Here is a 14,154-nt window from a genome sequence, read left to right as displayed (position 1 = left end):
AACGAAAAGATATTGATAGGACGAAATGATGAAGAAGGGTATTATTTCAAATTCGGCATCTACCGTGTGGGAAACAGCACCACTCCGGTCTGTTACAATCTTGCCGGCTACGAGCAACATGAAAGGAATGCCTCTTCCCAACCCAATTAAAAGTTCTGTCTAACGCTATTCCCGATATATTTTTATTTTTACTATTCTTGAGACGCTAATGATGCTCTTCCGTCTTGTTCTGAAAGCACTTGAAGAAGCGACACCCGCAGCAATCCCCTATGAGGAACTTGATATAAATATGGGCGAGCGATGGATTGACTCAAGCCTGTACATTCTTTCGCCGTGAATATTCTCAACAATGGCGCCAATATCAAAACAGTGGCAAGTCTGTTAGGGCATAGCGGATTAAAACACACCGAGAATATACTCGCGCCGTTGATGGATTGAAGCAAAAAGCCATTGATAGTTTGCCCGAATTAAAAAGGTAAAAGGATAAATATTTATCCTCTAAAAATCAAATGAAATGTTTTTTAGAGCTTTCTATGTTGCCTTTTGGCTAATATGTTTTTTATTCACATTGCGCCCTTCTCATTTCCAATCCGAAAATGTAGAGGAAAGGTTAGCGTAGGCTATGAATTAAGCAACGTTTATAATTTTTTTCCTTGTTTTTTCAACAAGAACGGAATGAAAAAACTCTCATCCCGTTCTTGTTATACATAAATGGATTTTGATTATCTGTAAATACTTAATTGAGAGCCTGCATTTACAGTAAATGGAGGATTGATGGTAATTTGCTCGCCAAAATTCAATGTTAAATGTGCATTATTTGACACATTTACATTATTTGCGACAACATTCCATTTACCTGTGAACAAACTTGAATAAAGATTTTGATTTGAAAAATTAAGAGTTTCACTTTTGACTTTTGCTACAGCTGCAAAAGTATTTAATAAGCCGTACCCCATTTCTTGATGCCATGTACCGTTTGGTCTTCCATTTGTTGAAGAGTAGCTATAATTACCTACTTTTTGTGCGGTACTCTCTATAATGTCTGCAACTTGCTTTTGTGTCAATAGCGGATTCTCAGATAATATTAAAGCGGCTGTTGCAGCAACGTGAGGGCAAGCAGAAGATGTTCCATTAAAATTCAAAATATAATCTCCCGAACTGTAGCCAGCATTACCAGTTCTATCTGTTGTGGGGATTAGCACTCCTGGCGCAACTATATCCAATGTTGTTCCGAAATTACTGCCCCAATTCTCTCCATCACAAGAATTTGGGTTTTTTCTTTCTTCACACGGACTCATTGCTCCAACGGCTAATATATCAGGTATTGCATTTGCGGGGTATCTTACCGATGAATTGTGATTACCTGTTGCAAACACAACAACGCACCCCCTTCCATTTCTCCCATTTGAAATTGCATTTTGAATTGCATCTGTTAGTATTGCTTGAGGAGTTGGAGAAAACCACGAATTGGATATTACTGAAGCCCCATTAGACCAAGCAAAATTAAAACCATCTGCAACTTTTTGATTGTAGTCCGGAGAAGCTATTAAGTTATTGCTTATTGACATCAATGGTGAATTAGGAGCTATTCCGGCAACACCGAGATTATTGTTCGATAATGCGCCAATTATTCCGCCACATGCTGTACCATGACTTCCTCTTACTATGCTAGGAGAGCTACCTATTTCTGTGTCGTAACTTATGGGATGAATGTTCAAATCCGGATGATTTAATTGAATCCCGTGGTCAATAACAGCAACAATAATATTGTTAGAACCACTTGTAATGCTTCTGGTTCCACAGTATCTGATGTCACTACCAAAGATTCCATTATTTTGCCCAGTATTCAATAAATTCCATTGGCTATTAAAGTGCGTGTCGTTAACACAACTTGCAATGATTGCTGTCATTAAATCAGGCTGCGCTTCAGCAAACAACCCCGTTTCGTAAAAAATATTGGCTATTTCCAACGCATTCCCTTTCGAGCTTTTTGTGCATCCCAATGTGTACCACAAAGGCATATATTCATTATTACCAATAAGTTCAACGTTGAACTTATTCGCCATTTCTGTAAGTTGTTCCACATCTTTTTCTGATTTCAGTTTCACATACAACAAATGACTAAGCCCCAACTCATATCCGTCTCCCGTTGTAAAATACGGAGCTTCATATAAAATCTCGCTGTTTTTCAAAAGAGATTCAGATGTTTCCACACTTGCCCACATCAAAGATGAAACGGATGAGGCCGATGCTTTTGAGCGTTTAATCTTTGACGACATTTTAACCTCGGAAAACGAATCTGCAAACTTTAAATTAGCAAGATTCGTGCTCAATTTCATTCTGCTTTCTTGCTTGAAAAGAATGAATTTTTTACTTTCATTTTTATTCAACCCTATTTTCTGGCCTTGATACCAATAGTAGTCGGTAGCTTCTCCCGCTCGGGTGCTACTATTGGCAGCTTCTGATATTATTTCATTATTCTGAACTTGTTCATCTTCATCGGAACAACCGATAAAAATCAAGGGAATAACAAATAATACAAAGGCTATGATTTTTGCATATTTCATAAATATTACAGTTTAAATAAAACATATACTGATGTTTAGCATAGAAGTCTATTTCACAGACTTCTTCAATTCGTTCACTTCAGTTTGAAGTGTTTTTATAGACTCAATTAACACCGGGATTAATGCCACATAATTTATCAATTTCTTACCCTCGTCATCTGTGTAAACAATGCTGGGCAAAACTTTTTCAACTTCTTGGGCTATAAGACCAATTTCTAAATTACTGCTCCGCCCCATCTCTTTCTCGCCTACAAACTGATAAGTTACCGGACGTAATAGACTAATGGTGTTAAGACCATAAACGGATGGTCTAATATTTATTTTGGCTTTTACATCGGAATAATTGTACACATTTGCCACCTGGATGCTGTTAAATGCACTGGTTTTCGTGTTGTAAAAAACGATTTGATTTCCAGTTCCTGCAATTCTTGGTGCTGCAGGTGATACGTCAAGTTGCAAGAATTTGTTTGTGAAGCATGTAAAATACATTCCACTTCCTTCTACTGTTTGCGAATAAAACTCATAAGGCTGTGTATTGCCAATTGTCAATTTCCCATTAGAGTTATATCGTATCTGCGAATACGATTTTGAGAACAGAAAAGCAGAGAGAACCATAAGTACAATGCTTAAACCGATTTTGTAGAATAGATTTGTTTTCATAACTTAAAATTTTAATTTGTAAATAATTGGCTAACTTTTGTTTAAGAGTAAGGTAATTATCCAAAATCCATCTATGCTATTTAAAAGATTTACTGTTTACTCTGCAAAACTGCAAAATATGATGTGGTGCAAAAATTCCTTAAAATTGGAATGGCCGAAAAAAGCGGAATTGTTTTGCGGGGTTTCAATCCGAACTTGCTCTCATAGTGCGGATTAATGAAATAATACTCCTCGTCTATTTGTGCCAAATCAGTTTCCTTTACCAATTTTTTGAATTGCTCAATGGTTGTTTTGCACTCTTTTATCTCTATCAGTTCGTTAATTGCCCGTTCTTTTACTCCCGTTTGTTTCAAAAAAGCTCTATAAATTTTTTTTGGCAACAGATGAACAAACGGCAACAAGGACACAACTCGGTTGTTGCAAATTTGCTGATGCCCGCCAAACGGCATTTGCCACGGCGGAAAACCTACATAAATTAAACCGTTGTGATTCAGTAGTTTTTGGGCTATTGTTAGCAGTTTCCTTTTTTGCGTCACGTGCTCAATCACATCGTGAATAATGATAATGTCAAATTTGCCGTCAATTTCTGCCGAAAAAATATCTTGGCACGAAAAACGACCTGCCAACCCTTCTTCCTGAAAAAACTGTTTTGCTTCGGCAATCCTTACGGCAGAAATATCAATGCCCGTTACCTCGCATCCACGCTTTGAAAATGGCGACAAATTGCCGCCTTCGCCGCATCCGATTTCTAAAATACGGTGCTCGGGCGTAATTTTCAGATGATTTTCGACGAATGGCAGGAAATATTTTTCGCACGTCTGTGCAAGTTCCCTAAAATATTGTTTTCTGTTCGTATGTCGTTTTTGCATATATCCGTTTTCAGTTGGGAGGATTTATGTAGAGAATACATAAATCCGTAAGTTATTTTTAGTATTACGTGAAAACGACGGAAAACCTAACCGTGATTTTAGTTAAAAAAAGGAAGAGAAAAGTGTTAAAACGTGCCGCTTGCTGAAAAAGTAATCGTGCGTCCACCGCGAGTTTTGTGAACAATGGGATCGCGCCCTTTGTCGTAGTTCTCGGTTTTGCGGGGCAAAAGGTTGTCGGTGGGGAAATTATATTCATCGCGAACATAATCGACGGGCGTGTTGGTATAGAAAATTTCGTGGGCGTTGAGCAGATTTGAGCCGCTCAATTTCAACAAGATACCACTTTTGGGAAAACGATAACCGATGCTTGCTTCGAGCGAGTTAAACGACGCGCGGTACTCGTGAGCATGGGCGTTTTCGCCCAACAAAAAAAGTTGTCGCCCGCTTCGGTTAAACAGCACATTTACAAATAGTTTATTGTCGGCATAACGGATGCCCGCATTAAATTGATACGGCATTTGCCCCGAGAGCGGACGCGTTTGCGCGGTTGGAATTTCCTTAAATTTGGTATCTCCGTTTTCGTGCGTTATCAACCGCATCCGTTTTCCGTGTACTGATGAACGCGTAAAAACATATCCTGCCGTGAGTTGCGTTTTCCGCAGCAAATCGTTTCCATTAAAAAAATCGAGGTGTTTTCGCACGTGTATCTCAAAACCGTAATGGCGTGCGCGGTCTGAATTTTGCAGAATATACATCCGTTCATCGTGCCGATATTCAAACGTGGTGCGCTCAATCGGGTTGCGTATATCTCTGTAAAACAAGCCGAAAGAAAACAAATCGAGTGTACTTGCGTATTTCTCAACCCGAAAATCGAGCGATTGCACAAAAGACGGCTCAACGGGGCGATTGACCGATGTACCCAACAAATGCGTGTCGTAAACAGGAAAAGGCACGTAATCAACTAATTGCGGGCGGATAAAGGTGTATCGGTAACTCGCTCTCACGTTTACATTGGAAACAGGCACAAAAGAAACGTTTGCCGATGGCGCATACCACTTTCGGGCGCTATTTTCGTAATTTCCCTGCACGCCCCACACAAGCCGCAATGCCTCGCCCCAACGGTGCTCCAGCATTGCGAACGGCAAGTGGCGAATGCCTGTTTTTCTGTATTCGTCTTGAATAATCTCCTGATAAATACACGCTTCAGGATTGTCTATATCCGATTTGTTGTTGTAGCGATGAAGTCTTTCGCGATATGCGTAGCGAATATTTCCGAAACTTCCGTTGTAACCAATTGTGACATTGCTTTTTATGCTTTTCCATTGAAACGGAAAAGTGGCCGAAACGCCCACCCAAAAATCACGCTCAGTATTCTGGTACCATCCGCTCGAAGCGGGATAAAGCGTTTTTAGCGCGGGATTGTGGTGCAAAAAATAAACCAGCGAATCATCGCGCATCGGTTTGTACACCTCCGAAAAAGCGGCATCCTTACGTTCACGCCGCACAAACGTGTGCGAAACATTCCACCGCAGCAACGCGTTTTTCGCACCGTGTTGTCCCTCCAATTTATTCTGTATCAGGCTCGAAAACGTGGGGTAATTGAAAAACTGATGACTGATATTCTGCTCGTTATAATCAATATCTTCCAAATGTTGCGCGATTTCGGTAAGATTGTTTTCAAAATTTCGCGAAAAAACATTCCGAAAACTCACGCGGTTTTTTCCCCGCTGCCAGCCCGCATTCAGTATTCCGCCCATGGTGGTTTGATAGCCGTAAATGTGCCCCGAATTTCGGGTTTGCCCGTAGTTTCCCGTGTACGTGTCCATATTTTTCCACCGTCCGCGCACGGTGTGGTGCACCGCCGTTTGTCGCTGTGTGTTGCCGTAGGATACCGAAAAAATCAGTCCAAAGCGGTTTTTCTGATTATCAGCGGTGTAGGCTCTTCCGATGGTGGCGACGTAGCGTTGAGAGGGCGGCGTTTTTCGGTCGCGAATGCCGAAATGTTCGGGCGGAAACGCAGTTACCGTTTCCCGACTGCCGTCGTCGAAACCGATAAAATCGAGCCGTCCGCACCGTCGTGTACGTTGGTCGTGAAACGTGCTTTGCGCGTGAATGGAGGCTTCGGCCGTGAGTTGCACGAAATTTTGTTCGGGAATGTCTTTTGTGATGATTTCGGTTGCCGCATTGCCGAACGTCGCGGGAATGTCGGGCGTTGCCGATTGCAGCAGCCGAATGTTGTCCACGGCGGCAAGCGGCAGCAAATCAAACGAAAAAAGTTTATACGAAGGGTCGTAATTGGGGAGTGGCGTTCCATCGAGCAAAACCGCGTTCCACCGTCCGCCCGCGCCGCGCACAATGAGACCGTCGTTTTCCGTTACCTCCATTCCCGAAACAAGTTTCAGCGCGTCACGCACGCTGTTTGCCGCCGAGCAGTTTATTTCCTGATTGCTCAATACCGTGCTGATATACGGCGTGTTACGCTGCGCCCGCAACGCGCCTGCGATGACGTTTTCGGGCAGTTTTCGGCCGATTTCTATTTCGTGCAGGGCAATTTTTGTTTCCTGCAATGCTGCGTCCAAACGGGTGATTTGTCCGTTTCCGATTTCAATTTGCTCCACGCGCATCGGCTCAAAACCCAGAAAACGGATCTCGGCGGCATATATTCCCGCCGCCAACGTCAGGGCATAATCGCCGTTCATTCCCGTTGCCGTTCCTTTTCCAATCGCTGATAACCAGATGGTTGCGCCCGCGAGCGGCGTGCCGAACGCATCGGTAATTTTTCCCGCCAATGTTCCCGATGCCGCAGGCGTATCAATTGAGCGAAACACCACAAAGCGCGAACGGTTTATCTTCCTGTAAGCAAGGGGAGTATCCTCAACCGACATCCGCAACCAATCTTCCACATCGGCAGACGCGCTTGTGAACGCCCGCGCCGTTACACCTTCCAAAAAACGCGTTTCATACGTGATGGATTGTGCGTTTTTTTGCGCCCATTCGGCAATTTTTTGGATGCGCGAAAGCATCGGTTCTTGCGGAAACGAAACAAACTGCGCCGTTGTTTCTTGTGCGAAAAACAGCAGCAGAAAGGTGGTAATGAGAATTATTTTCGGGCAGTTTGGCGACATTATTTTTGAGGTTGGAAAACGATTTTGTCAGGCGTAATGCGATACGACAGACCGTAAAGGGCGGCGATTTCGTCGGCAATTTCGAGGGGTTGCGCAGTTCTGTGAAGCGTGATGTGGATGGAAATATTTTGGGAAACATCCTCAAAAACAATATTTTTGCCATACAGTTGGCGCATGCGCAACCGAAGTTCTGCAAATGATGCGTTTACCAAAACAACCGTTCCTGTACGCCACGCCGCTTTTTGCGCGGCATTGGTTGTTTGTCGCGAAAGTTTGGTGGCACGGTAGGTGGCTTTTTGGTCGGAAACCAATTCCACGGTTTCGTTATCGGGCGCGGAAACCGTTACTTTTCCGCTCAACACGTCAATTTGCTGAAATGGCAACTCGGCGTAGCTCTGCACCGTGAAACTCGTGCCGAGCACGCGTACCGACAATCCGTTGCGAAGATGCACAGTGAACGGGTTTTCGATATCGGGCGTTACATCGAAAAACGCCTCGCCCTCGTCTAACCACACTTCGCGCGCGGCGTTGTAGCGTATGCTCGTGCCCACATTGAGCGTTATTTCCGACCCGTCGGGAAGCGCGATGCGCTTGATGGCGGTTTCGGTAACAACTTTTTCGACTTGATTATCTGCAGGTTTATTGAACAGCAGCATCCCGATAATCAACAGCGCGACACTTGCCGCCGCACCGACCAAAACGGGCGAAAGTCGGCGTTTTTTCGTTTTTTCGATGCCTATCGTTTTGTAAACAAAATCGTTGGTTTCGGCGTTCAATTCGGCGATGAGTTCATCGGTAACAGCAAACTCTTTTTCGGGAATAAACGCCGTTTCGAGCGACTCTACCATTTCGTTTTCTTCGGGCGAGGTTTCGCCGCGGCGGTATCGTTCAAACAAATTGCGGGTAATCGCCGCCTTTTCCTGCACCGACAACGTTTCGTGTGAAATGTTTCGTTTTTCTTTCATTTTGTTCCAAAGCTATTTGAGCGGATAAAAGTACTTTTTTTTTTGCAGATTTCGCAGATTTTGCGTACTTTTGTTTCACCTTGCATACAACGGACGAAATATTGTTGCGCGCCATCGCCCAAAAAGACAAGCGGGCGTTTTTGCGGTTTTATGAGCGGTACAGTCGTGTCGCTCTCTGTTTTGTGTTGTCGAAGGTGCACCATGCGGATGTGGCGAAAGAGATTGTGCAAAATTTTTGGCTGGCTCTTTGGGAAAATCCGCGTATGTTGCGCCCCGATAAAGACGGATGTACAAAGTTTTTTTTGATGCAACACCTGCGTTTCCGCATCTACGACATTTATCGAATTGCCGTTCCCGAAACCGTTCCGATAGATGAAACCGATATTGTTTCGCCGCTTTTGGCAGGTGCGGACATGGAGAAAGAGGAATTGTTGCATATTGTGTGCGATGCACTGAAAAGCAGTACGTTGCTTACAAAAAAAACTTTTTGGATGCGGGTGGATAACATTTCCGCCAAAGAGGTTGCCAACGAATTGAATACCACACCGCAAACGGTTCACAACACGTTTTCGAGGGCGCTACACACCGTTCGCGAGTACATTCGGAAACATTATCCCGAAATTGCCGATAGCGCAGTAAGGTTGTTTGTCGCGATTTATTTTTTCAGGTAAATAACCCAATACCACTCTTTTGGGTCGCCCGCGCCCACACTCGGCGTGTAAAGAAACAATTTGGCTTTTTGAGTGGGATTGGCAGTGAGAAATTCGCGCGTTTTTGCCAAACCTTGAACGGAAATCCACGGTTTATCATAATCTAATTCCCTATTGTCGGGATTAAATACATTTTCAAAACCGGTGGGATAACGGGGGGCGTAGGTTGATATGTGTTTAAAAGCAGAAGCTGGTTCAAGTTTTTCGGGGAACGTCATTTTACCCTGCCCCATCCAATGAATGGTTCCCTCAAAAAGTGGTTGCCCGAGTTCCTTGTAAATCAATTTCACGCTGCCGAAATCGCTTGGCACAATGTACTTGTTTTCAATAGTAAAGTCTTCGGTTTTCTTGTCGAAACCCAATATCGTTCCGCCTTCAAACGTGTTGGTGGTGTAGTCCACTTTCAGCAGCAGCACCTGATTAGGGGCGTTACTTTCTAAATCGGTTTCAAAATTTGTGTTCATATCCGCTGAATTACAAGCGAATAGTATGCCTAATAAGGAGAGAAATAGAATTTTTGCTTTCATGTTTCGGGTGTTTCTTTATTATTAAACGGTGGCGTATTTATTTTTGTTCAAATGTTACCTTATATCTATAATGTGACAAGCGAACCGTCAATATACAATCAGACAACAATATAACCCATACGGATATAAAACAGATAATATGGTCAAGCGAAGATTTATTTGATGACAAGGCGAGGGAGGAATACGAAAGCGCGCAGCGTGACATACTCGATGATGAAGACTACACTGTCAGCGATGCAGAATGGGCAAAAGTCATCAATGATTTCCTGTCGGACGAACGCATGAACCTTGACAGGAAGATTGACGGCGTTGTCATTGCATTTGCCAATCTCGTTTTTGGGACGGCAGACGGCAGGGCTACAAGACACTCGGACATAATGTCAACGGCATATTCAACGTGTCAGAAGATGAGAACGAATGATACGGTGACGGCTTCAATATCCGTGGCAGCCCCTCACACCATGACGGCACTCACTATGTACTTTACCGTGTGGCGAAAGACATTGACGAGGCGGAACGCATAGGCGAACTGATTTATAACCGTGAAACAGACGAAGCCGGCTTCCACAAAAAGACATGTTCACTTTATCCTTATGTAGCGAAGATTTACGGATGGGAAACGGGGCGGTTCGGAACGGCTTTCAATAAAGCGGTATGACTGATGGCAGGCTCCGATATGGGGTCTGTCACACAGCCTATGTTTCCAATGAGGGATTTCGCAATCTCTCATGGGAGCCATGTGCCGTATCTCCCTTTTATAGCCGGACTCCAATCCTTTTATACGGAAAAACTCCTTTTATGGCCAGGCTTTCCCCCTCCCGGTAAAAGCGGAGTGTCTGCAATATTTCCAGCCATAAAACATCAGGAACGAGGGCCGAATAACCGACATCACGCTTCTTTTTGTTCCTTCGCAGGAAATCTTGTTGACAAAACATGCCACTTGCCGTATCTGCCATCCGGCAAACGGCAAAAGTCATTTTCGTTTTGTCAGACAGACCATTGTCTACCCGCCCAAGCCTATACCTGTCAAAACGACCATGCGGTCGATCCTTTTTCTCACATGGGGATATTCCTGGAAATACCATACGTCATGGCCACTTTTAACATATAAATTCCTCATTGTATGATTGACGGGCTTCAATCCAGCCAGCAGTTGTGGCCGGTGCTTTTTTTCGCAGCAAAGTTAGTGTGTGCCGAATGGACATCAAGCACCACTTCCGCTAATCCGTCAAAAAATAACAGCAGCCTTCCGTTGATTCCGTGAATCAAGGTATTCCATGATTTTTAACCTGATTTACCTGCCTAACCATTCTCCGTTGCACACACTGTCGTGATTGCATGAAAAAAAACTCCCGACCGACAAGCTGAACGGCTTAGGACGGACAGGGAAATAAAAATCAAAATTCAAAAGCACTGCAAATATGAAAAGTACAGAACGCTTCAAAAAGACAATCAAAGCCTATCTTGACAAGAGAGCTGAGACAGACGAGTTATTCCGTGTGAGATACGAGGCAACGACACGCACGATTGATGATGTAGTGACTTATATCCTCAATCAAGTACAGGCTTCGGGGTGTTGCGGTTTTTCAGATGATAAAATATACTCTATGGCTGTTCATGTAGTAGATGAGCCTGACATGGAAATCGGCAAGCCCATAAACTGCAATGTCGTGGTGAACCACCATGTAGAACTGACCGAGGAAGAGAAAGCCGAGCAAAAGGTTCTTGCGCTGAAACGCTTTCAAGAGGAAGAAATGCGCAAACTGCAGAACGCACACAGCAAGCCAAGGACGGTAAAGCCACAGCCTGCAAAACAACCTGAACTTTCACTTTTTGACTTTGAAACCTTATGAAACCACGCACGACATTTCAACGCAGGGTAACGAAGGCAAGCAACCGTCTGAAGCCGTTGTCCGAAGCACAAGAGAAGTGGGCGCAGAGAAAAATAGCATCGCATTTCTCGTTCCGAACCAAAGGGCATATCAATGTATGTCCCGAATGTGGGGCAAGACTTGAAATCCACAACACCTGAAAGAGAATATACAACGAAAAACAGATGTTCAGCACACGTGAGACCGTTGACGACCTGCAGATACAGCGTATCTATATGCTTCATTCCGGCTACCGCAGGGGTCACAAGGCGAAACATGAGACAATGGAAATCATACGCAGGTGGTATGACGGCAATGGCAACCGTGCCATTGAAGCAAGACACAGAAGCATGAATTATTATGTAGATACCCGTTGGCGGAATTAAATTAACGCGAACTCGATATAAATCTTATGCAATAAATCTGCTTTTGTCAATAATGTCAATATTCATAGACGGCTTCTTTGGTAGCAGGTTATAAGCTGTCAGCCCTGACAAGAGGAAACTCTTTCTTTTTATTTCCGGAAAAAGACATCACCCGATAAAGGCCTCTCCTTCCTTTGAAAAAAGTTGATACTCACTCTTATCATCTTCGTCTTTTCTTCGTGTCTATAGCGAGCAACTCCACACGAACATGATACGAACTTGATACGAAGATGATACGAAGATGATACGAAGATGATACGAAGATGGTAAAACGAAGATGATGGCATTATAACCCTTACAGAATATCTTTACAAATGACAGGGATAAAGGATTTGTTTTACACAGTTATTGGTATTCAACTATAAATAAGTGAGATTACCAACTTTTAGTACACTTTTCTTATCTCGAACTGACGTTAAATTAGCGCATATTTAACTCTGCCAATGGGTTTATTGTTTTTGTAGTTAATGTATTGCAGGATTGTAAGTGCACTAATCTTCCCGATAATCCGAGCGAACAATCCGTCGGTATCTTTCGCATAATTCCTTATAATCATAAATTGGTCACATAGTTGCGAGAATATGGTTTCAATTCTTTTTCTTGCTTTGGCAAAAGCCGGGTATGTCGGTTTCCATTCTTTCTGATTGCTTCTGTATGGCACTTCCAATCTGATATTTGCCGTTTCAAACAAATCCGGCTGTACCTGTGCACTTATATATCCTTTGTCTGCTATGACCGTACAATTACTATAGTCCGCTTTCACGTCCTTCAGAAAATGGATGTCATGTACACAGGCCTTGGTAAGGTCAAAGGAATGGATGACTCCACTTAATCCACAGACCGTATGAAGCTTATATCCGTAATAATACATGCCTTGTGATGCGCAGTATCCGATTGATGGTGCTTTCTCAATATTCTTCTTCCCCATACGGCAACGTTTGGAACGGGCAAAACGACATGTTTCTATCGGTTTTGAATCAATGCAGAAAAATTCCTCACCTCCATCTATTTCTGAAGCCATTCTTTCCCGGATTGTATTGCACAGAAACGAGGTCGTTTTACGTCTGTCATTGTATTGTCTACGGGATATAAGATTGGGAATTTTGCTCTTATATTCCTGTAACTTTGCAAACAACAAAGACTCGCTGTCAATACCAACAGCTTCTGATGTCATACTCAACGCTACAATTTCAAGGTCCGAGAATTTGGGAACTACTCCTTTTCTTGGCATATTCCCTGATTCATTGACTAAGTTGCCGGCTACTTGCTTGCATATGTTCAGAAATTTTGCGAATATTGCATATAGATTGTGCATACGATATTTCTTTATTAAAAGTTTGTTCACCTTTAATTTACTAAATATCAATAATATGCACAACCTACTATTCATAAATCTTTTATTAGGTTAATTCCGCCAACGGGTTGTAGATATATTCCTATATTCCACAACTATTGAACAGAAAAAAGACTGCTATGTTTATCGGACACTTGCCAACTCGTATGTCAATGCAGGGTCAAAGATACTGCCGTGTTTCCGCAAAAGGGGTGTCAAAGGTCGTTTTCCCGATGTCAGCCCCGACAAGCTGTTCAACGGATTGGTTACAGACCCACACATTGAAACTATAGTGAAATCTGGAAACATTAAAGATCTTGCCTATTTCCTCGACCACATCACTGAACTTGGCAAGTTATGGGACTCATACAAGATAACCATGCGCAACGGCTACCGTATTTCCGATATTTCGCTATGGGCAGACCTTGTGCAAACCCTTGAATATTGTGGCAGGGATATTCACAACGCACATTATATCTGCTCCGACAACCTCAAGGAGGCACACGACTATTGGACGAAGCGTAAGGCGCAAGCCGTTGAGAAAGAATGAAGCCGTAAGGAGTTGGAAAAGGCGATGAAGTGTGAAGCCGACTTCATAAGGCTTAAACCCAAGTTCTTTGACCTCACGATTTCAGACGGCACGATTGATATTATTGTGCTGGACAGCATAAAGGCTTTCAAAGAGGAGGGCGAGACAATGCACCATTGCGTATTCTCAAATTCATATTACGACCGACCCGACAGCCTTGTGATGTCGGCACGTATTGAGGAGAAACGCATTGAGACTATAGAACTTTTACTTACCGATATGAAAATCCTGCCCTGTGCCGGAACGTCCTAGAATACCTGTTTTCCACAGCCGTACTCCTTTTATAATTTCCCGATCATTCGGTTGGCCAACCTCAGATAATTATTTTACCGCGAAGTTAAGTCCGTCCTGCAACCGTCAAGGCCATGCCTGCCGGTGACATCCGAAAATCTTCCTCCTGCGGAGAGTATTTATTCCGGAATTAAAGAAAGCTGCAGAAACCCTGCCACGTATTGAAAACGAGGATGCCGGACTCATGGCACGGGGCATCCTCATCAACTTGGGTGAAATGGA

The 14,154-nt window shown here is 43.3% G+C and carries 11 protein-coding genes and 5 pseudogenes; 8 read left to right on the top strand and 8 right to left on the bottom strand.

The window, feature by feature from the left end:
* Window positions 1-150, top strand: a pseudogene (locus EV202_RS15335) (polysaccharide lyase); the annotation flags it as partial.
* Between the two features lie 171 nt (window positions 151-321).
* A pseudogene (locus EV202_RS14365) lies at window positions 322-479 on the top strand (tyrosine-type recombinase/integrase); the annotation flags it as partial.
* A gap of 243 nt (window positions 480-722) precedes the next feature.
* Here EV202_RS14365 and EV202_RS14360 read toward each other — a convergent pair.
* From EV202_RS14360 to EV202_RS14340, 5 genes are all read right to left on the bottom strand, one after another.
* On the bottom strand, window positions 723-2,567 hold the full coding sequence (locus tag EV202_RS14360; RefSeq protein ID WP_131927542.1) for a S8 family serine peptidase: 1,845 nt from the start codon (window positions 2,565-2,567) through the stop codon (window positions 723-725).
* A gap of 48 nt (window positions 2,568-2,615) precedes the next feature.
* Window positions 2,616-3,227: a tail fiber domain-containing protein gene (locus EV202_RS14355; RefSeq protein ID WP_131927541.1), complete on the bottom strand. Its 612-nt coding sequence runs from the start codon at window positions 3,225-3,227 to the stop codon at window positions 2,616-2,618.
* Window positions 3,228-3,316: 89 nt separating this feature from the next.
* Window positions 3,317-4,096: a class I SAM-dependent methyltransferase gene (locus tag EV202_RS14350; protein WP_125240005.1), complete on the bottom strand. Its 780-nt coding sequence runs from the start codon at window positions 4,094-4,096 to the stop codon at window positions 3,317-3,319.
* Between the two features lie 125 nt (window positions 4,097-4,221).
* Window positions 4,222-7,221, bottom strand: a complete 3,000-nt coding sequence (locus EV202_RS14345) for a TonB-dependent receptor (RefSeq protein WP_131927540.1) — start codon at window positions 7,219-7,221, stop codon at window positions 4,222-4,224.
* Window positions 7,221-8,186: a FecR family protein gene (locus EV202_RS14340; protein WP_125240003.1), complete on the bottom strand. Its 966-nt coding sequence runs from the start codon at window positions 8,184-8,186 to the stop codon at window positions 7,221-7,223. The genes EV202_RS14345 and EV202_RS14340 overlap by 1 nt, the downstream gene beginning before the upstream one ends.
* Before the next feature lie 80 nt (window positions 8,187-8,266).
* Here EV202_RS14340 and EV202_RS14335 point away from each other — a divergent pair, with 80 nt between their 5' ends.
* Window positions 8,267-8,857, top strand: a complete 591-nt coding sequence (locus tag EV202_RS14335; RefSeq protein ID WP_131927539.1) for an RNA polymerase sigma factor — start codon at window positions 8,267-8,269, stop codon at window positions 8,855-8,857.
* On the opposite strand, the gene EV202_RS14330 is transcribed toward EV202_RS14335, so the two are convergent.
* Window positions 8,842-9,360 (bottom strand): hypothetical protein, encoded by a 519-nt coding sequence (locus tag EV202_RS14330; RefSeq protein ID WP_165899449.1) that lies wholly within the window; start codon window positions 9,358-9,360, stop codon window positions 8,842-8,844. The two genes, EV202_RS14335 and EV202_RS14330, sit on opposite strands and share 16 nt — an antisense overlap.
* A 188-nt stretch (window positions 9,361-9,548) precedes the next feature.
* Between EV202_RS14330 and EV202_RS14325 the strand changes: the two are divergent.
* From EV202_RS14325 to EV202_RS14310, 4 genes and pseudogenes are all read left to right on the top strand, one after another.
* Window positions 9,549-10,081: pseudogene (locus EV202_RS14325) on the top strand (hypothetical protein).
* A gap of 763 nt (window positions 10,082-10,844) precedes the next feature.
* A complete protein-coding gene (locus tag EV202_RS14320) occupies window positions 10,845-11,276 on the top strand; it encodes a PcfK-like family protein (RefSeq protein ID WP_125240000.1) in 432 nt (143 codons plus the stop codon).
* A complete protein-coding gene (locus EV202_RS14315; RefSeq protein WP_125239999.1) occupies window positions 11,273-11,455 on the top strand; it encodes a hypothetical protein in 183 nt (60 codons plus the stop codon). The genes EV202_RS14320 and EV202_RS14315 overlap by 4 nt, the downstream gene beginning before the upstream one ends.
* A gap of 24 nt (window positions 11,456-11,479) precedes the next feature.
* Complete coding sequence (locus EV202_RS14310; RefSeq protein WP_131927538.1) at window positions 11,480-11,680, top strand: hypothetical protein; 201 nt, start codon at window positions 11,480-11,482, stop codon at window positions 11,678-11,680.
* A 24-nt stretch (window positions 11,681-11,704) separates the two neighbouring features.
* Here the strand turns inward: EV202_RS14310 and EV202_RS15495 are convergent.
* A pseudogene (locus tag EV202_RS15495) lies at window positions 11,705-11,800 on the bottom strand (IS982 family transposase); the annotation flags it as partial.
* Between the two features lie 334 nt (window positions 11,801-12,134).
* On the bottom strand, window positions 12,135-13,109 hold the full coding sequence (locus EV202_RS14300) for an IS982 family transposase (protein ID WP_131927537.1): 975 nt from the start codon (window positions 13,107-13,109) through the stop codon (window positions 12,135-12,137).
* Window positions 13,110-13,431: 322 nt separating this feature from the next.
* On the opposite strand from EV202_RS14300, the pseudogene EV202_RS15325 reads away from it, so the two are divergent.
* Window positions 13,432-13,893: pseudogene (locus tag EV202_RS15325) on the top strand (PcfJ domain-containing protein).
* Window positions 13,894-14,154: the final 261 nt, after the last annotated feature.

Source organism: Prevotella heparinolytica, from assembly GCF_004342845.1.
In the GTDB taxonomy this organism is placed as follows: Bacteria; Bacteroidota; Bacteroidia; order Bacteroidales; family Bacteroidaceae; genus Bacteroides; species Bacteroides heparinolyticus.
Note: the sequence above shows the minus strand (reverse complement) of the source record. Positions and strands in the feature narration are given on the sequence as shown.